Source organism: Synechococcus sp. O70.1 (genome assembly GCF_047462215.1).
Lineage (GTDB): Bacteria > Cyanobacteriota > Cyanobacteriia > Thermostichales > Thermostichaceae > Thermostichus.
The window spans coordinates 124,002-142,025 of the sequence record NZ_JANSIT010000002.1 but is presented as its reverse complement, the minus strand read 5'-3'; the positions used below and the strand labels follow the sequence as shown (position 1 = coordinate 142,025).

Below are 18,024 nucleotides of genomic sequence, written 5' to 3'. Positions count from 1 at the left end.
CAGCTTGCAAGGAGCAAGTTTCCTGGATGCAGCCCCAGCTAACTAGAGCAGGCGGGCTGCTTTTACGAGTTTGGGGTACTGGATTAGGAGCAGAGACTGTTGGTCTGGCAGGGGCTGAATGATCCCCTGCTGCTGCAAGCGGTTCAGCACTGCCGCCACTGTTTCCTGGTTAACCTGGCTGAGGTCGGCCAAATCCTGGAGGGGCGGGTAGATGATGCGCACTCCCTGCTCAGTCTTCTCGCCAAAGGCTTCCGCCAGTTGCACCAGCGCATGCACCACCCGCACAGGAGGGCTCTGTTGCTCCAGGTCGGCCTGCAAATTCGCTAGGCGCAGACGGCGGGAAAGGCTGCGAGCCAGTTGGTAGCACAGGCGCGGCTCCTGCAGCATCAGCGTCTTGAAAGTTGCCGCTGGGATCCCGGCAGCCCGCACCGAGGTTAAGGCCAGCACATCCCGCGAGCGGGGCGCTTCGTCCAACACCGCCATTTCCCCTACCCAGGCGCCGGGCCCGAGTAGAGCTAGGGTTTGGGCGCTGTCCCAGGTTCCTTCGGCGGTGTGGATCCGCAGAGCTCGCCGCACCTTGACCCAGCCAGATAGGATCAAATAAACAACGCTGCCCCAGGCATCCTGCATCAAGAGCGCCTGCCCTGCTGGGATGTCCCGCAGCTTTACCTGGGATCCCAGCCACTGCAAAGACGTGGCCGAAAGTTCCGCCAGCGTCGGCACTGCCTTGAGCTCAGAAAGAACAGCAGCGGCGTCGGAAGTCATGCCAGATCGGGCGTCTACTCTACCGCAAGCTCACTGTAGCCCAGTTGCCAGCCCAAGAGCTATCCTGCAAGGGTACTCTCGCCAAAGATAGGAAGGGAACCCGGTTGTCCTGAATTCGTCTCTCAAGTAGAGGTTCCGGTTGGGAGGGGATCTCTTTCTGGGGATGCTTATGGATGCTGCCCTCAGCAACATCAGCGGCCAGTGCTGGTCAGCCTCACTGAGGAAGGAGCCTGTGCTGCCAGAAAAGCTTGCCGATCGGGAGCTGGTACTGCTGTGTCAGCAGGGATCCCGGCCCCACCGCGAGGCCTTTGCCGAGCTCATACGCCGCTATCAGGCCTACGTAGATAAGGTTCTCTACCATCTTGCGCCCAACTGGCCGGATCGCCAGGACTTGGCCCAGGAAGTTTGGATCCGGGCCTACCGCAACCTCAAACATCTGCAGGAGCCAGCAAAGTTTCGCAGTTGGCTGGGGCGGATTGCCACCAACCTGGTTTACGACGAGCTGCGCAAGCGCAGGCGCCAGCAGCAACCCCTCTCTTTGGATGCCTCGATTTCCACGCAAGAGAGTGAGATGGAATGGGAGCTGCCCAGCAGTAGCCCAAGCCCCCACGACCACCTCGCCACCTGCGAGTTTTACGAGCGATTGCACCAAGCCGTCCACGACCTGCCTGAGGCCTTTCGCCAAGCCATCCTGCTGCGAGAAATTCAGGGGATGGCCTATGAGGAAATTGCGGAGATTACGGGGGTATCTCTGGGTACTGTTAAATCCCGCATTGCCCGGGCCCGCGCCCGCTTGCAGTCCATCCTGAAGCCCTACCTCAATGGCGAATGACTATGTTTTGCCCCAACCTCAACCCCGACCGCGAGGATGCCGCCTCCCCTCCCCCTGCGGAGCTGCCGCCGGTGGAGGAGCGCTTTGAGCAGCTAAGCGCCTACCTGGATGGAGAACTGTCCCCCCAGGAGGCGCGACAAGTGGAGGACTGGCTAGCCAGCGATCCCCAGGCGCAGCAGCTGTACAGCCAACTGTCGGCTTTACAGGCCGGTTTGGCTAACCTCAAGGTGCCAACCCTGGATCCCGTTCAGACGGAGCTGCTGATTAGCCGTGTGTTCGAGAAGCTGGATCGAAGGCCAGAGGTTGCTCTGGGCTGGCGGCGGTGCAGCGGCTTTCCTTGGCGACAAGTGGCAGCAGCCGTGGTAGCCCTGGTGGGAGCGGGCTGGGCGGGCTGGCGCTGGCTGCACCCTCAGCCGTTGGTGTCTCTGGAGGATCCGCCAGTGCGGGTGGCAATTGTGCCCGCCTCTGCCTGGGTTGCCCAACGCTATCTATTCGAGTCAGGACAGAAGCAGGACGCCTACTCAATTTTATTCGAGTCGCTGCCCAACTCCCCAACCGACTTGAGCTGGGAGTGAGCTAATTGGCTTGAGCTAGCTTGAAGTGAGGAACACAGGGTGAGAACAGCGGTTTGCCAAGCTTGGGGGCTAGCAGTTTGTCTTTGGCTGGGCAGTCTGGGATCCTGGCCAGCCCAGGCAAACCCCAGCGCCTTGAAGTCCGCTTCCCAGCCCACTCCGCCGCCGGCCAGCTCTCAGGCTCCTGCTCGAAAAAACCAGCCGCCCTCTGGTGAGATAGAGCTTTCCCCTTTCCCCAACTTCCCCCTTCTCAAAGAGGTAGAAGCGCCTCCACCACCCTCGACTAAGCTGGGCATCGATTGGGCTCAGCTGCCCCTCCTTCCCGATCCCGAGCTGGCGGCAGAAATGGATAGGGAGTTTAGCCGCCGCCTAGCCCGCTTGAACCAGCAGATTGCCAGCCAACAAGACCGCCTCTACCGCCTTTTGCAAACCTGGGACGCCAACTTAGAGGACATTCGCCAGACCCAGGCCCAACTCAGCCAGTTGCGCCTCGAACGGGATCGCTTGGCTCTGGAGCACCTGTTGCTGCTGCGGCAGTTGCAAGAGAACTTCGCCCTGCCTCTACCGCGCCGCTCTGCCGCCAGCTCTCCCTAAAGTGGGGCCAGGCTATGATCAACGCAGGGCAACCAGTAGCGAAGCTGAGCCATGGCCCAAGTGCCGAGCAACCCCGAGATCGAGCAATTGGCCGCTGCCATTGGCAAGGAAGTTTACATCGATGTAGCCCGGTGGCACCTCTACCTGCGGGATGCCCACCTGCATACCGTTTTGGCGGAGCGGCTGGCCCCTCAGGTGATGGCAGGCAAGGTGGATGAGGATGCCGTCACGGAGATCCTGCAAGGGATCCCGGTAAAGGTGGGGGGCGGGCGCAAAGAGCTGCCTCTGGTGGATCTGCTGCCCATGCAAAGCCTGCTGAACCTGCTGGATGTGCTGGAGGAGTTTAGCCGCAAATGGGCTCAGTAGAGGGCCATCCCAAGCGGTCTAGGCAATTGCTGCCTCTGGCTAGCACCTGGCTCAGGGGTGGCAGTTTTGTCCTGCTGCTGGGGTTGCTGTCAGCTTGTCAGGGAACGGAGTGGGGAGAACGACTGAAACGGGCGGTGCGACCGGTGGATCTGTCTGTTCCTCCCTCTGCAGAGCAGCCGGCGACGCCAAGGGCTCTCTCAGAGTCCCCCTCACCCTCTTCTGCCCCTCCCCCTGTTGCCTTGACACCTCTGCCGACTCAACTCAGCAGCCGCTTCACGGATCTGGAGCCCGGATCCCTGGTGGCCCAATCGGTCTATTACCTGGATCGGCTGGGGATCTTTGCCGATATTGCTGGCAGCGAATTTCAGCCGCAGCGCAGCGTGCGTCGAGGAGAGTTTGCCCGCTGGCTGGTGCTAGCCAACAACGCCATTCACGCTGACGAGCCCAGCCGCCAAATCCGCATAGGATCTCCCTCGGAGCGCCCTCTTTTTTTGGATGTACCGGAGGAGGATCCCAACTTTCGCTACATCCAGGCCCTGGGAGCTGCCGGCATCGCTACTGGGGATGCCAATCGCGAGTTTCGCCCCAATAGCCTGCTGTCGCGAGCCGAGTTAATTCGCATGAAGGTGCCTTTGGATTTGCCGCCCGGCCAGATCAAGGGATCTCGGGCAGAGCTGGAGGGGCGCTGGGGCTTTACCGATGCGGCGCAGATCCCCGACGAGGCTGTTGCTCCCCTAGTGGCAGATCGCAGCCTAGAGAATGCCTCCACCGTGTTGCGCACCTTCGGCCCCATCCGCACCTTTAACCCCCTCCAGCCAGTTAGCCGTGGGGAAGTGGCAATTGCCCTGTCTGCCTTTGGAGAGCGGACGGCTCAAGAGGCCGTAGCCCAGCTCTCGGCTCTCCCAAGTCCAACTCCTGCCGTCGAATCCTCTCCCCTGCCAGCCGAGCCGGAACCGACCTCTTCCCCCACTTCCGAACCCTCCCCTGCTGAACCTCCGGCAGTTACCCCAGGGGTAGGGAAAATCGTTACGCCCCGCGAGTCTCAACCCTGAAGTAGCGGGATCCCAGCAAGAGGTCGAGCCGCCCAATAAAATGGGAGAAGCCAGCTTTGGAAAAAGGGATTCCGGCGGTGTCTGCAACTGTTCCTGAAATTCGCTCTGAAGACCTGCTGCGCTACACCGTCATTGGGTCGCGGCGGCCCAGCGTTTACTTTTGGGCAGTGGTTCTGACGGCAGGGGGTCTGGGCTTTACCCTGGCTGGTCTTTCCAGCTATTTCCACCGCAATTTGCTTCCCTTTTCCGACCCCGCCAGCCTGGTGTTCATTCCCCAGGGCATTGCCATGCTCTTCTACGGCGTGCTCGGCTTCCTGGCAGGGTTGTACCAATGGCTGAGCCTGTACTGGAACTTGGGGGGCGGCTACAACGAGTTCAACCGCCGTACCCAAAAGATAACGCTGGTGCGGCAGGGCTTTCCGGGCAAAAACCGCGAAGTTCGTCTGGAGTATGACTTTGCCGAGGTGCAAAGCCTGCGGGTGGAGCTGCGAGAAGGCCTCAACCCCCGCCGAGCTATCTACTTGCGAGTGAAAGGACGCGGTGACATCCCCCTCACCGGCGTTGGGCAGCCGCCTTCTTTGGCCGAGATTGAAAACCAAGCCGCCGAGATTGCCCGCTTTCTTAATGTCAGCCTAGAGGGTATTTGAGGTTCGACTCAGTTGCAGACGGTGGCGGGGCAAGGCTGAAACGCTTAATTCCCCCTCCTACAGGGAGAGGGGTGGGGGCATTTTTAGGAATTGCGGCCCGAGTAGCTAGGCAAAGCTGCAGGGCTGGCTGCCTCGGGAGCAAAAGCCTGGGCTGTCGGGAACCCCAAAAACGGGCTACGCTCCACTGCCTGAACAGAGAGGGTAAACAGTGGATTGGAGAGGATGCCAGCAAAGATGGTGGCCACGAGGGTCAACACCATGCCCACTCGCAGAGCCGGCATGCCCTCTGCCTGCCAGTCGGTCTCGGCGTAGTTTTGCACCGAAAGCGACATCTCCTGCGGCTCTTTCACCACCATGGTTTTCACCACTCGCACGTAGTAGTAGATGGAGATGACGCTAGTAACCAGGCCCACCAGCACCAGGGTGTATTCTCCTGCCTGCCAGCCAGCCCAGAAGAGATAGAGCTTGCCGAAAAAGCCGGCCAGTGGCGGCAGCCCGCCCAGAGAGAGAAGACAAATGCTAAGGCAAAGGGTGAGGAAAGGATCCTTCTGGTAAAGGCCACTGTACTCGTTGATTTCGTCAGTGCCGGTCTTGAGGCTAAACAGGGTGACGCACAGAAAGGCGCCCAGGTTCATGGCTAGATAAACCATCAGGTAAAAAATCAAGCTGGCGTAGCCCGCTTCCGTGCCTGCCACCAAACCAATCAAAACAAAGCCCGCCTGCCCAATAGAGGAATAGGCCAGCAGGCGCTTAAGGCGGGTTTGGGCAATGGCCACCACATTGCCCAGCACCATGGTCAAGATAGCCAGCACTGAGAGCACCGCCCGCCACTCCTCCGTCATGGCTGGGAAGACGGTAGCCAGAAAGCGAATGGCCAGGGCAAAGCCTGCCGCTTTGGATCCCACCGACAAAAAGGCCACCACCGGCGTCGGCGATCCCTCGTAGACGTCGGGAGTCCACTGGTGGAAGGGCACCGCCGCCAGCTTAAAGCCAATGCCCCCAAGGCAGAACACCAAGGCCAGGATCCCTGCTAGGCCAGCATTGGCCAGGTGGGGCGCGATGGCCGACAGTTGGGTTTGCCCCCCCGACAGGCCATAGAGCAGCGACATGCCGTAGAGGAAGATGGCCGTGCTGCTAGCGCCGGTCAGCAGGTACTTCAGGGCAGCCTCAGAGGAGCGCGGATCTCGCTTCGTGTAGCCAGCCATGAGGTAGCTGGCAATGCTCAGCGTTTCCAGCGAGACAAACACCATGATTAAATCCATCGCTCCCGCAAGGAACATTCCCCCCAAGGTGGCCGTGAGGAGCAGCACATAGAACTCGCCCGTGGGCGTGCCTGCCTGGCTGAGGTAGCGCTCCGCCATCATCACCGTCAGGGCTGCTGTCACCACCACCAGGCTACGGAAGAGAATGCTCACGGGATCCGCGGCAAAGCTGCCCAAGAAGCTCTCCAACTGGGGCTGCTGCCACTGCAGCACCAGGGGCACCAGGGCTCCCATCAACCCCAAGAGGGAAAGAGTTGGCAAACTTCTGCGCGCTGCCGACCCGCCCACCAGATCCACTGCCAGGACGAGCAACAGCGTGAGGGTGACCACCACCTCCGGCCAAATCGCGCCGGCATGCAGGTTTCCGGTTGGGGCGAAAACATCCATAGGAGAAAACTGTGAAGAGAGATTAATGGGATCCAAAGCCAGCATACCGCGATTTCCGGCCTTCCCCTCTTGCTTCTGGCATCTCTTCTCCCAATCGTCTCCATCGACACTCCCTGGGTCTAAGAAAGCTTGGCGCTGGAGGTAAGCACCAATTGCAGGCGAGCGTGGATAAGACTCAAGTCCGCCAAGCCCAGGTCGAGCTCGCCGTCGACGACAATCCCGGTGTTGATCAGCCGATCCAAGAGTTCCAAGAGGGATCCCTCGCCGTCGGGCTGGCCGGGGTAGTAGTCTCCCTGGCGGGGCAGAAGCGTGCCCAGATCCCCTAAATCCAGATTGAGATCTGCCGGGTCAATCTCCAGCAGGGCGCAGAGTTGCCGAATTTGCTGCCGCAGGGCTTGCAGGCTGCTGCCGGCCCGCTCGATCTGCTCCGGCGAAAGGCGATTGGCCTCCATCTGCCGCACCACCTGAGCTTCCATCAACTGGCGCAGCAGCTCCACCAAGGTCAGCACCAGGGAGGCAAGGCCAGCTTCCGGGCGTTTCCGGTCAGGGCTAGCTTGGACCCGGCTCAGCTCTTGCGGTTCCGCTGGGCTGATGGCAAGACCAGAGGAAGGGGGAGGCGGGATCAACCACTGCTCAAAAGGCTGGGAGAGCTGTTCCAAGCTAAGGAGATGCAGGCGGGGATCCCGGGCGGCCTCTTCTCGCTCCTCCGGCAGGTTGTAGCCCCAGCCAGCCAAAAACAGGAGCACCGGCTCTAGCTCCGGTACGCTCTGCACCTGGCGCAGCGTCTGCAGGCGATCCTCGACAAACCAGAGTTCCTCTGGCGCTACCTGAGCTGCAGTTAGCAGCCGCTGGAGGGTGGCGGCCTTGGGAGCGCGCACCTCCTTGCCCAGGATGCGGTGGCGCGGCAGTTGGATCCCTTCGCGGAGCAAAAGCTGCTGGATAAAGCGCCCCTCTTTGGTACTGAGAATGGCTAGGCGCGGCTCGCCGGCAGCCTGTACTTGGCGCATCCAGGCTGTCACCCCCGGATAGAAGCGGTGCAGCTCCAGCCACCCCTGCCGATCCTCTGCAAGCCAGCGATCTCGCACCTCATCCAGCGCTTGGGCCAAAGCCCTCTCGGAAACCCCCGCCTGCTGCAACAACCGCTGTCGCCAGCCGGGCCAGTCTTGGCGCAAAGCGTCTTCCGGGATCCCTTGCTGCAGCCCCCAGAGCAACAGGGGCATCTCCCAACCCGTCTCGATTAGCGGGCGCAACTGGTCAAAGACTGGCTGCAACGGCTGCAATTGCGCAGGAGCCAGGCCCCACACCTGGGCACAGACACGACAGGAGGAGGCAAAGTACTCTGCCCGCCCATCGCAGAGCACGCCATCAAAATCCAGAACCAAAATGCGGGGGGACATTCGCCGGGGGCTAGCGAACTCCATGCGGGATCCCCCTCAAGGCAAGTTGCAAAAACGCAGCTAAGGATCAACTGAATCGAACTTTCCACGAGATTAGCTCAAGCTAATGGGATTCCGAATCTCCACCGGGTTTAGCGGGCAATCCTGCGGCCCAGTTGGCCAAAGATGGTGGAGTTGGGAGGTAGGGAATAGTCACTGACTGCCCTTGGCGTTAGGGCCGGCATTGGCCATCGCCAAGATCGCCCGGGGGTAGGGACGTTGCAACGGCTCATCGGGACAGCAGTAGCCTCCTACCCTGCTTTGTGCCTGCGGGATCCCCGCCTTGGGCCATGAAGCCCCGAATCCCGCGCTGGAAGATGAAGCCATCGTAGAAGTGAGCGTTGGCCCAAAAAGACGAAGCTGACAGTGAGGGAAGCTTCTTGCGGGAAAAGCTCCAGAACTATCGTGCCGGCAGTGGCTCCCCTCATAGCCGTGTAGGATTTGGCCAAGCAGCCCTGGCGCGGGCTGTTGTAGGTCTTTTGCCCAACTATTGGGCTGGAAGCAAAAATGTGGGAGAACCAACCCTGGGAGAGCCCTCGTCGATCCAAGCTTAGTCTTGACCGGACTTGGATGGGGGCTTAGCGCGTCGCACCAGCCAGTAACTTACCGACAGAGCCAGAGTTGCTGCCCCCAGGCCAATCAAATCCAACCCCCCCAGCTTCTCGAAATCAAAAATGATGATCTTGCGCGCCACCGCAGTCAAAGAGGTAACAATGACCAGCTCCACTTGCACAACCTGCTTTTGCAGGTAAGCAGTAATGTTCTCCAAAATCTCCAGGGCAATCAAGATATTCAAAAAGAGGCCAAAGATCTCAATCAAAGTGGTGGAGAAAAACCCGGTTGGCTCCCGTAGCAGATCAGCCACCAAGAAGCGGGCCAAATCGACAACTGCTACTATAACTAGCCCAATCAGGAGGATTGAAAGCAGCTTCGAGATCAAGCTTTCTATGCGGGTAATGCCTCTAAGGAAGGGATCCTCCTCCTCCGTCTCATGAGGATTGTGCAACAGCCACTTGAGAAACCGCATGTCGATGCCACCGGGTTTGAGACCCATGTCCCAGCCTCAACGACTACATTATCCATCCCGAGTGTCTCCAGGGGGAGAAGAGTGGGAGCCTTTAGGGCGATGGTTGCGGCACCGCTCTGAACAATACTTCACCTCTGGCCAACACTTGGCCCACTTCTTACGCCAAGTAAAAGGCCGGCCGCAGGTGAGGCAGATTTTGCTGGGCAGATCCGACTTTTTCCGGTGGCGGGGCATAGCGCGCTAGAGACGACAACCCTTAGGATCAACTTGTACTTTGCAACTGCAGCAGCGGTTGAAGCTGGGAACGGCGGCGCAGAGCAGCCTCAATCAGGCCCAAAAAGAGGGGATGCGGGCGGTTGGGGCGGGAGCGAAACTCGGGATGGAATTGGGTGGCGATGAAAAAGGGGTGGCTGGGCAGCTCGATGATCTCCACTAGACGGTTGTCGGGCGAAACACCGCTAATCACGTAGCCAGACTCGAGGAACAGGCTACGGTAGGCGTTGTTGAACTCGTAGCGATGGCGGTGGCGCTCATAGACAATTGTCTCACCATAGAGCTTGGCTGCCAGGGTGTCGGGCAGAATGCGGCAGGGGTAGAGGCCCAGGCGCAGGGTTCCCCCCAGGTGCTCCACATCTTTCTGCTCCGGCAGCAAGCTGATGACGGGATGAGGAGTGTCGGGATCGAACTCATAGCTGTTGGCCCGCTCCAGGCCGGCAATATGGCATCCCCAGTCGATCACCGCACACTGCATGCCCAAACACAGCCCCAGAAAGGGAATGCCCCGCTCCCGCACGTGGCGGATGGTGGCCACCTTGCCCTCGATGCCCCGGTTGCCAAACCCCCCTGGCACCACGACGCCATCTACCCCGGCTAGCAGAGTTTCTGGTCCCCGCTCCTCGACTTCCTCAGAAGAGATCCAGCGCAAGGTAACGCCGGCATTGAGGGCCAGCCCGGCATGGCGCAGGGCTTCTGCTACCGAGAGGTAGGCGTCTGTCAAGCGCACGTATTTGCCGACAATGGCGATCTCCACCTGCTCTTGCGGGTGGTGCAGCCGCTGTACCAGGAGCTCCCACTCGCGCAGATCCGGCTGCTGTGGATCCAGGTTGAGAATCTCCAAAACTCGCTGGGCCAGGCCCTCCTGCTCCAGAATCAGGGGCACGTCGTAGATGCTGGGAGCATCCTGCGCCTGGATGACACATTCCACCGGCACGTCACAGAACTCGGAGATCTTCTCCTTGATGGCGCGCGGCAGAGGCTGTTCACAGCGGCACACCAGCACGTCCGGCTGAATGCCAATCGAGCGCAGCTCCTTGACCGAGTGCTGGGTAGGCTTAGTTTTCATCTCCCCCGAGGCCTTGATTAGAGGCACCAGGGTGACATGCACATAGGCCACGTTGGCGCGGCCCACGTCCTTGCGGAACTGGCGGATGGCTTCCAAGAAGGGCAAAGACTCGATATCCCCCACCGTGCCCCCCACTTCTACCAGCACCACGTCGGGGTTGGTCTCGCGGGCCACCCGCCGAATCCGCTCCTTGATCTCTTGGGTTACATGGGGGATTACCTGCACCGTGCTGCCCTGGTAGTCGCCCCGCCGCTCCTTGGAGATCACCGCTTGGTAGATGGCGCCAGTGGTGACGTTGTTGAGCTTGGACATGTTGGTGTCGGTGAAGCGCTCATAGTGGCCCAAGTCCAAGTCGGTCTCGGCGCCATCGTCGGTAACAAACACCTCCCCGTGCTGGTAGGGGCTCATCGTGCCGGGATCCACGTTGATGTAGGGATCCAGCTTCAAAATCGACACGGTGTAGTTGCGGGACTTGAGCAGACGGCCCAGGCTAGCCGCTACAATGCCTTTGCCAATGCTGGAGACGACCCCGCCGGTGATGAAGACAAACTTGGCCATACCCCCGACCCTTGCCTTTTCTGGATTATGCCAGGGATCCCAGGGCTCCCTCAGCGCCGGGAGCGGATAGGGCCATTGTAGAGGATGGTGGTTTGAAAGGTGCGCCGATCCACCCGCACCTGGGTTTCAATGCTGGGTTGGACAAAGCCGGGCTCGCCGCCGCGGAAGGTGAAGACCCAGGCGTCTTCAAACTCTTCAAACGGCGCGTCGATGGCCGCCCCGTGCATGGAAGCCTCGGCGCGGTAGCGCTGCAAGCCCCCGTTGGCAATCTCGGCCGCTTGGCGGGCCAGGTTCTTAGCTCGGTTGAGATCGCGGAAGTATCGACTAATTTCCTCAAAGCTCCCCCTGGGCAGCGGTCGTCGCGGGGCAGGTGTGGGCGGCACAGGCCGGGGATCCGGCACGATGGGCAAGGTGGGAATATCTTGGCTAGGGGGCAGTGGCTCGACCGGGCTGGGAGTTCGGAAAGTTTCTGGGAAAAGCGGGGTGATCCCCTGCGCCCGAACGGGCAGCAAGGATCCCCAGAACAAAATGCCGCTCAGGGAGCCGGCCAGACAGAGAGGGAAAATGGACTTCATGGAACCATTCCTCAAAAGTTTTGGGGTGTGAATTTTTCAATCCTCACTCTACTAGGCCGCTAGTCGGGAAAGCAGAGGCAAAAGCCCGCCCTCTTTTTCCACCAGCAGCTAGGCGCGTGGGTTGTCTGTGCAAGGGGCTTTGTCCTCCCCCGGCGCCTGTTAGCATCCTGAAACGGGATCCTGTTTGCAGACGTTGCCATGGAGTTTGTTACGCTTGCCGAGACGGGGCTAAAACTTAGCCGCGTGGGGCTGGGCACCTGGAGCATGACCGGGGATTGGTGGGGGCCAGCGGATCCCCAGGAAGCGTATGCCACCCTCCGCAAGGCTATTGACCTGGGCATTACGCTCTTTGACACGGCTCCGGCCTATGGCCGCGGCCTTTCGGAAGAGCTCTTGGGACGGGCTATCCGGGATGCCGGCTGTCGGGATCGCGTAGTCATTGCCACCAAGGCCGGCCTGCAGTGGACTAACGGCAAGGTGGTGCGCAACTGCAGCCTCAGTTGGCTGGCTCAGGATCTGGAAAACTCCCTCCGCCGCCTGCAGACGGATGTGATCGACATCTACCAGGTGCATTGGCCGGATCCCTTGGAGCCGCTGGAGGAGACAGCTGCCTTTTTCGGCCGCCTACTCCAGGAAGGAAAGATCCGCGCCATTGGGGTGAGCAACTTTTCTCCGGAGCAGATGGAGCGCTTCCGCCAGGTGGCTCCCCTGCACACGGCCCAGCCGCCCTATAACCTGTTTGAGCGCCAGATCGAAGCGGATGTCCTGCCCTACTGCCAGGCCAACGGCATTGCCACGCTAATCTACAGTCCCCTCTGCCGGGGGCTGTTGGGGGGAAGGCTGACTCCGCAAACCAAGTTTCCGCCTGGAGATCTGCGCGGCGGCATCGATCCCAAGTTTGCAGAGCCTCGCTACTCCCAGTACCTGCAAGCGGCAGAAGAGCTGAGCCGGCTGGCGCGGGAGCGCTACAGCAAAACGCTGCCCCAGTTGGCGGTGCGCTGGCTCTTGGATCAGCCAGGGGTGAGTGCAATCCTATGGGGAGCGCGCAAGCGCCAGCAGCTGGATGACCTAGCCGGAGTTTGGGGCTGGTCGCTGGAGGCGGAGGCAATGCAGGCCATCGACGAGATCCTGCAAAGGCACGTCCCCGAACCCCTTCCCCCCAGCTTTATGGCTCCTCCTACCCGCCCAGGGATCCCAGCTTCTCAGAATTGTCCGGAGAATCTGAAATAGGACCTCGCATGACGCTGCAAGGGGTAATCCTAACCTGGAGCGGCGTAGTGGCCGACGACGAGGAGCTGCACCTCTACGCCATCAACCAAGTGTTGCTGGAGGAGAACCTGCGCCCCTGGGATCTGGGATCCCCGGCGCAAAAAGAGCTCTATCGGCTACACCATCTGGGCCAACCGGATCGGGAGAGTCTGCTCGCCCTCTGGCAAGCCCAGGGACGGGTGCTCAGCCCCAGGCAGCAAGAAGGACTTTTGCAGCGTAAGGCCCTTTACTACCGGCAGGCGTTGCAGGAGCAAAAGGGATCTCTTCTGGTTCCCGGCTTGGCGGAGGCCTTGGAGAAGCTGGAGCAGCTACGGCTCAAGGTGGGCCTCTTGAGTGGTCACGCCGCTATCGAGGTGGAGGCTTTTTTGGAGCGCTTCCCCTGTCCAGCCCTGGCGCGGCTGACTCATGACTTCCGCTACCGCGTAACGGGCGAGGCAGGGGATCCTCAGTTGCACCGTCTGCTCCTAGAGCGGATGGGGCTCTCCCCTCAGGAGTGCCTGAGTTTTGAAGCCACCTACGCCGGCATTCAAGCGGCTCGCTCGCAAGGGATCCCGGTGTTGGCTTTGGCCACTTTCTTTCCTCTGCACATGCTGCAGCGGCGGGCCGATTGGGCAGTGGATGGCTACCCCCACGTGGAATGGGAGCGCCTCCAAACTTGGTTTGCCACTGGCCAAGACCGTCCTGCTGACCTTCCTACCAAGCCCTTGGCAAAAGGGTAAGAATCCCCCTAGGGCAGGATCAGCATGCCGTCCCCAAAAGAGTAGAACCGATAGCCCTGCTCGATGGCCTCCTGGTAGAGATCCAGCAAGCGCTGTCGCCCGATCAAGGCTGCCACCAGCATCATCAGGCTGGAGCGGGGCAGATGAAAGTTGGTGATCAGCCCCTGCACCACCCGCCAGGAATAGCCGGGGTAGATGAAGAGGTCGCTTTTTCCCTGCCAGGGTTGCAGGGCGCCGGAGAGGGCTGCCGTCTCTAGGGCCCGCACCACCGTTGTTCCCACCGCAATCACCCGCCTTCCCTGGGCTTGGGTTTCGCGAATAGTGTCCACCGTTTCTGCCGGCACCTTGAGCCACTCGCTGTGCAAGCGGTGGTCGGTTACTCGCTCTGCCTCTACCGGGCGGAAGGTACCCAGCCCAATGTTCAAGGTGATGTAGGCAGTTTGGACCCCCTTCTGGGCCAACCGCTCCAAAAGCTGAGGGGTAAAATGCAGGCCTGCGGTGGGGGCAGCCACCGAGCCGGGGTGTCTGGCCCAGACGGTTTGATAGTCTTCAGGTCGGACTCCCGCACTTGTCGGGTCAAGGGCACGGGCAGCTTCCAGATAGGGAGGAAGCGGGATCCGCCCCACCCGCTCCAGGATCTGCTCAAAGGCATCCGCCCCTTCCCATGCAAACTGCACCACCCGCCCGCCGGTCTCCGCGTCCACCGCCAGCACTGTGGCCGTCAGCTCAGCCAGCAAGCCCTGGGGATCCCAAAACCGGATTTGATCCCCCACCTTGACCCGTTTGCCCGGCCTGACCAAGACCCGCCAGATCTGCTGCTGAGGGGAGGTGTTGCCTGGGATCCCGGGCTGCTCTGGCTCGAGCAGCAAAACCTCTACCCGCGCCCCAAAAGCGTCCTTTCCCGGCAAGATCTTGGCTCCCCACAGCCGGGCCGGGATGACCTTGGTGTCGTTGAGAACCAGCAGATCCCCGCTCTGCAGGTAGTCGGGGAGGTCGCAGAAGCGGCGGTGCTCGTGCCTATCTGGGTACACCACCAGCATTCGCGCCTGATCCCGGGGCTCCACCGGCCTCTGCGCGATCCGCTCAGGCGGTAGGAAGTAGTCATAGGCAGCAGTTAGGAGATCCGGGTTGGGCTCTTCAGCGCTCCCTGGGCTGGGTTCAACCTGGGCAGCTAGGGGTGGAAGAGGATCCGTCATGAACAAAAAGAGGTTGCCCAGACTTCAACCTCCAGCCTAGCTCTTTAAAATGGCGGTGGCTTCTTGTGGAGCTCTGCCATGTCTAGCGATTCCACGCCTACTTCTGCTAGGGAGTGCTCACCCCAGCAGGCGGAACTATGGCTACGAGGGCTGCTTGGCATTGCCTGGGCTGATGGAGAATACAGCCCCGAAGAGCAACGACTCATCGAAGATCTCATCCGCTCCGACTGGCCCGAAGAAGAGGGGAAAGATCTCGCTCCCCTCTCCCCCGAAGAGCTGGCGGCCCAGTTGCAGCCGGAGTTGCGGGAAGATTTCCTGCGCACGGCAGTGATGACAGCCGTTGCCGATGGGGTATATTCCGAGCCGGAAGATCGCTTGTTGCACCAATTGGCCACTGCCTTTGGGCTGGAGCTTCCCCAGCTCCATCTGCTCAAGGCTACGCTGGTCGACAAGAGGGCCACCTCGCCATCGCCGGCAAAAGCCCAGCCTGAAAGCGGCTATACCGACCTTTTGGCTCCCTTGCGCAAGTGGCTGGACGGCATCCAAGTCCGCGACGTGAGGGTAGCCCGCTTCTTATGCCGTATGATCCCTGCCCACTGCCCCTTTGAGCGGGATGTAGTGTTGTTTGGCCGCAAGGTGCTGCACATTCCCCCCATGTGCAAGCTTAACCCCCTCTACGACCAGGTGGTGGCCTTGCGCTGCCGCGCCCTCTCCTTCCTGGCAGAAGCTGGGGAAGACATTAGCCAATACACTTGATAGCCTGCGCTCAAGCAGGAGGAAGCCAACGCTATCTACTGGCCGCCGGCCCCTTAGGAGTAGGTTATGTCCGTCTCTCCCAAAGGGATTGCCTCTCCCCTAGCGGCTGCTTCTGCTCCCTGCAAGAAGGACTGCAGCGAAGCCTGAGCTTCCGCCTCCAACTCTGCTGGGCTGGGAGTTATCCTCTCGGCGGGCAGCCAACCCAACAAGGGCAAGGGCAAGAGGGTGGAGAGGTTGGTGATCACCAAAAGCAGCCCCAGGTGGCTGAAATTGCTTTCGGTTACCCCTAGAGCGTGCATGAGCAGGGATCCCAGCTCCTGCGAGAGGAACCCCGCCAAATTAAAGGCCGACATGAGCAGGGCAAAAAAGGTGGCCTCGATCCCTGGCGGGCAAAGGCGGGCGGCCAGAACCAGCACCGGCATAAAGGCAATTTGCCCCGCTACTGTCAGCACCAGGCTATCCCCGAGGCTAAACCAGTGGTCGTCGAGGCCCCAAGCGCGGTTGAGGTGATAGACCAAGATCAGGCTGGTCAGGCCTAGAGCTGCGGAAATGACCGTCATCCAGCCAAAGAGGGGGCGCAGGGGGATGTGCCGCAGATACACCTGAAAGATTCCCACCCCTACCAAGCTGGCAACGCTAGTCACTAGCCGCACCTGGCCCAAAAACTCCGGACCAAAGCCGAGATCGTTGGTAACAAAGTAAAACAGCGCTACGTCGGCACTGGGAGTTGCCTGCCAGACAAACACAAACAGCAGCGGCAGGAAAACGCTGGGCTGCCGCAGGGCTTGCCACACCCGAGCTACCTGTTGCTGCAGGGGATCCCAGCCCAAGGCGCTAGCCACGGGCTGATCCTCAATGACCCAAGCAGCCAGGGCAATCAGCATGGGCAGCAGGGCTGTTAGCCCAAACACCACCTGGGGAGGATAGTGAGCCAAGAGCGCCCCCCCGGCATAGGCCGTGAGCAGGGATCCCAGAGCTGTGGCCCCCCACGTTAGAGACTGCAGCGTGCCCGTTCCCGCCCAGTCACTGCCCTGCACCCGCTCCACCACCAGCGAATCGACAATGACATCCCCCACGGCTACCGCCAGGGATGCCAAAACCATCCAAAGCAGGGCCAGCTCAGCAGTCGGCGCCCCCAGAGCCATCCCCAGCCAGGCCCCACATCCCAACAGCCCTGCCAGCAGGAGGTAAGGGCGGCGCCGGTAGCCTGCTAGCGGCAGCGTATCCGATAGGAGTCCATAAAGAGGCTTGACAGTCCAGGGGATTACAGCCAGGCCCATCAACGCCGCTGCCTGTGTTGGGCCGAGGCCCAGGTTATCCTTCAAGTAAAAGCTGGTGGCTAGCCGTGCCAGCCCCACTGCCCCCTGCACAAAATACACCAGCAGGATCCCAAACAGTTCCGGCGTCCAGCGGATCTCCTGGAGGGGGTCGAGCGCCGACTGACGTAAACGCTGCAGGAAGAGGAGGATCATGACGTCTGTGTCTTCTTGCTGGCTGGGTCCTGCCCTACAGGACACCTTTTGTTCCAGAACTTGCTGCAACAGTAGGAAAGGTTGGCTAAGAACTTCTTTACACTGTAACCTGCCTATTGGCCTACAACAGCAGCTCTCCCGCTGCCTGTCTTCCAAGGCGCTGGCAGCCCTTTTGGAGAAGCTGCCGTGGGTGAACCTGAACGACAATGCGAGGGATTTGAATCGCCCATGAGCTGGCAACGCCCTGATGGCCGCACCCCTACCCAATTGCGCCCGGTTTCCTTCCAGCGCCACTTCACCCGCTACGCCCACGGCTCGGTGTTGGTTAAGCTTGGCGATACCCACGTTCTCTGCACCGCCACCGTGGCCGAAGAGGTTCCCCCTTTTTTACAAAACACCGGCCAAGGCTGGCTGACCGCAGAGTACCGCATGCTGCCCACCGCCACCCAACAGCGCCAGCCGCGGGAGACGCTCAAGGTCTCCGGCCGCACCGCTGAGATCCAGCGGCTAATTGGGCGCAGTCTGCGCGCGGCTTTGGATCTCCGGAAGCTGGGATCCCGCACCATCACCATCGATGCCGATGTGTTGCAAGCCGATGGCAGCACCCGCACCGCCGCAATTACCGGTGGATACGTGGCCCTGCACGATGCCATCACCTGGCTCTACAAGCAGGGACTGCTGGATCCGGCGCAGGGATCCCCTTTGCAACAGCAAGTGGCAGCCCTTTCGGTGGGAATTGTGCAAGGCGAGGTGCTGCTGGATCTCTGCTACGAGGAGGACAGCCAAGCCGAAGTGGACCTGAACGTGGTCATGAACGAGCAGGGATCCTTAATTGAGATTCAGGGTACCGCCGAAGCCGGATGCTTTGACCGCTCGCAACTGTTGCAAATGTTAGACCTGGCCCAGGCCGGCATCCAGAAATTGATCCAGGCCCAGCGAGAGGCTCTAGACTTGTAGCCAAGGCAAGCCTAGCCCGGGCCCCGAAAGGGGGAACTGCTGTCCCGGCAGGGGGAGGGTGTGGCCCGGTTAATGGTTTGATGAAGGGGAGATAATGGGATAAAGCAGCCGCCAACTAAGGCTCTCTCTTCAACTGAGGTGAGTAGCTGACGTAGTCGCTGCTTAGGTAGCCTGAAGAGGCTAGGCCGGAGAGTTTCCCATGTCCCATTTTCTCTTGGCAGCGGCGGAACTGGCGCCTCT

General features: G+C 60.7%; 20 protein-coding genes. 10 read left to right on the top strand and 10 right to left on the bottom strand.

Going from position 1 to position 18,024, the window contains the following annotated elements; translation table 11 throughout:
* Window positions 1–42: 42 nt before the first annotated feature.
* The gene (locus tag NW833_RS01825; RefSeq protein ID WP_414404881.1) at window positions 43–765 is read right to left on the bottom strand and encodes a Crp/Fnr family transcriptional regulator; all 723 of its coding nucleotides are present in this window, start codon (window positions 763–765) and stop codon (window positions 43–45) included.
* Between the two features lie 169 nt (window positions 766–934).
* Between NW833_RS01825 and NW833_RS01820 the strand changes: the two genes are divergently transcribed.
* The 6 genes from NW833_RS01820 to NW833_RS01795 all read left to right on the top strand — a co-directional run bounded on the left by NW833_RS01820 (window position 935) and on the right by NW833_RS01795 (window position 4,828).
* Window positions 935–1,597, top strand: a complete 663-nt coding sequence (locus NW833_RS01820) for a sigma-70 family RNA polymerase sigma factor (protein WP_414394390.1) — start codon at window positions 935–937, stop codon at window positions 1,595–1,597.
* A gap of 2 nt (window positions 1,598–1,599) precedes the next feature.
* Window positions 1,600–2,172 carry an anti-sigma factor family protein gene (locus NW833_RS01815; RefSeq protein ID WP_414411348.1) on the top strand — a complete coding sequence of 191 codons (573 nt, stop codon included), beginning with the start codon at window positions 1,600–1,602 and terminating at the stop codon, window positions 2,170–2,172.
* A gap of 132 nt (window positions 2,173–2,304) precedes the next feature.
* Window positions 2,305–2,763 carry a hypothetical protein gene (locus tag NW833_RS01810; RefSeq protein WP_414411347.1) on the top strand — a complete coding sequence of 153 codons (459 nt, stop codon included), beginning with the start codon at window positions 2,305–2,307 and terminating at the stop codon, window positions 2,761–2,763.
* A 51-nt stretch (window positions 2,764–2,814) separates the two neighbouring features.
* Window positions 2,815–3,129: a DUF3181 family protein gene (locus NW833_RS01805; protein ID WP_414394094.1), complete on the top strand. Its 315-nt coding sequence runs from the start codon at window positions 2,815–2,817 to the stop codon at window positions 3,127–3,129.
* Window positions 3,117–4,181, top strand: coding sequence for an S-layer homology domain-containing protein (locus NW833_RS01800; protein ID WP_414411346.1), 1,065 nt, complete (start codon window positions 3,117–3,119; stop codon window positions 4,179–4,181). Before NW833_RS01805 ends, NW833_RS01800 begins: the two co-directional genes overlap by 13 nt.
* Before the next feature lie 77 nt (window positions 4,182–4,258).
* Entirely contained in the window at window positions 4,259–4,828 is a 570-nt protein-coding gene (locus tag NW833_RS01795) for a photosystem I assembly protein Ycf4 (protein WP_414394097.1), read from the top strand.
* A gap of 83 nt (window positions 4,829–4,911) precedes the next feature.
* Here NW833_RS01795 and NW833_RS01790 read toward each other — a convergent pair whose 3' ends face one another.
* The 7 genes from NW833_RS01790 to NW833_RS01760 all read right to left on the bottom strand — a co-directional run bounded on the left by NW833_RS01790 (window position 4,912) and on the right by NW833_RS01760 (window position 11,415).
* Window positions 4,912–6,477, bottom strand: a complete 1,566-nt coding sequence (locus NW833_RS01790) for an NAD(P)H-quinone oxidoreductase subunit N (RefSeq protein ID WP_414411345.1) — start codon at window positions 6,475–6,477, stop codon at window positions 4,912–4,914.
* A 119-nt stretch (window positions 6,478–6,596) separates the two neighbouring features.
* A complete protein-coding gene (gene gvpJ, locus NW833_RS01785) occupies window positions 6,597–7,898 on the bottom strand; it encodes a gas vesicle protein GvpJ (RefSeq protein WP_414411344.1) in 1,302 nt (433 codons plus the stop codon).
* A 244-nt stretch (window positions 7,899–8,142) separates the two neighbouring features.
* Entirely contained in the window at window positions 8,143–8,217 is a 75-nt protein-coding gene (locus NW833_RS01780; protein WP_414411397.1) for a hypothetical protein, read from the bottom strand.
* A 246-nt stretch (window positions 8,218–8,463) separates the two neighbouring features.
* Window positions 8,464–8,940 carry a phosphate-starvation-inducible PsiE family protein gene (locus tag NW833_RS01775; RefSeq protein ID WP_414411396.1) on the bottom strand — a complete coding sequence of 159 codons (477 nt, stop codon included), beginning with the start codon at window positions 8,938–8,940 and terminating at the stop codon, window positions 8,464–8,466.
* 48 nt (window positions 8,941–8,988) lie between these two features.
* Window positions 8,989–9,174: a DUF2256 domain-containing protein gene (locus tag NW833_RS01770; protein ID WP_414411343.1), complete on the bottom strand. Its 186-nt coding sequence runs from the start codon at window positions 9,172–9,174 to the stop codon at window positions 8,989–8,991.
* Between the two features lie 28 nt (window positions 9,175–9,202).
* Entirely contained in the window at window positions 9,203–10,840 is a 1,638-nt protein-coding gene (locus NW833_RS01765; protein WP_414411342.1) for a CTP synthase, read from the bottom strand.
* Between the two features lie 50 nt (window positions 10,841–10,890).
* Window positions 10,891–11,415: a hypothetical protein gene (locus tag NW833_RS01760; protein WP_414404873.1), complete on the bottom strand. Its 525-nt coding sequence runs from the start codon at window positions 11,413–11,415 to the stop codon at window positions 10,891–10,893.
* 198 nt (window positions 11,416–11,613) lie between these two features.
* On the opposite strand from NW833_RS01760, the gene NW833_RS01755 reads away from it, so the two are divergent.
* Together NW833_RS01755 and NW833_RS01750 are read left to right on the top strand one after the other, a co-directional pair.
* Entirely contained in the window at window positions 11,614–12,645 is a 1,032-nt protein-coding gene (locus NW833_RS01755; protein ID WP_414411341.1) for an aldo/keto reductase, read from the top strand.
* A gap of 8 nt (window positions 12,646–12,653) precedes the next feature.
* Entirely contained in the window at window positions 12,654–13,403 is a 750-nt protein-coding gene (locus NW833_RS01750; protein WP_414410263.1) for an HAD family hydrolase, read from the top strand.
* A gap of 8 nt (window positions 13,404–13,411) precedes the next feature.
* On the opposite strand, the gene queA is transcribed toward NW833_RS01750, so the two are convergent.
* Window positions 13,412–14,599, bottom strand: coding sequence for a tRNA preQ1(34) S-adenosylmethionine ribosyltransferase-isomerase QueA (gene queA / locus NW833_RS01745; RefSeq protein WP_414411340.1), 1,188 nt, complete (start codon window positions 14,597–14,599; stop codon window positions 13,412–13,414).
* A 78-nt stretch (window positions 14,600–14,677) separates the two neighbouring features.
* On the opposite strand from queA, the gene NW833_RS01740 reads away from it, so the two are divergent.
* Entirely contained in the window at window positions 14,678–15,355 is a 678-nt protein-coding gene (locus NW833_RS01740) for a Mo-dependent nitrogenase C-terminal domain-containing protein (protein WP_414394112.1), read from the top strand.
* Between the two features lie 53 nt (window positions 15,356–15,408).
* Here the strand turns inward: NW833_RS01740 and NW833_RS01735 are convergent, their stop codons facing one another.
* Window positions 15,409–16,827 (bottom strand): folate/biopterin family MFS transporter, encoded by a 1,419-nt coding sequence (locus NW833_RS01735; protein ID WP_414394114.1) that lies wholly within the window; start codon window positions 16,825–16,827, stop codon window positions 15,409–15,411.
* A gap of 228 nt (window positions 16,828–17,055) precedes the next feature.
* Here NW833_RS01735 and rph point away from each other — a divergent pair, with 228 nt between their 5' ends.
* The gene (gene rph / locus NW833_RS01730; protein ID WP_414394116.1) at window positions 17,056–17,784 is read left to right on the top strand and encodes a ribonuclease PH; all 729 of its coding nucleotides are present in this window, start codon (window positions 17,056–17,058) and stop codon (window positions 17,782–17,784) included.
* Window positions 17,785–18,024: the final 240 nt, after the last annotated feature.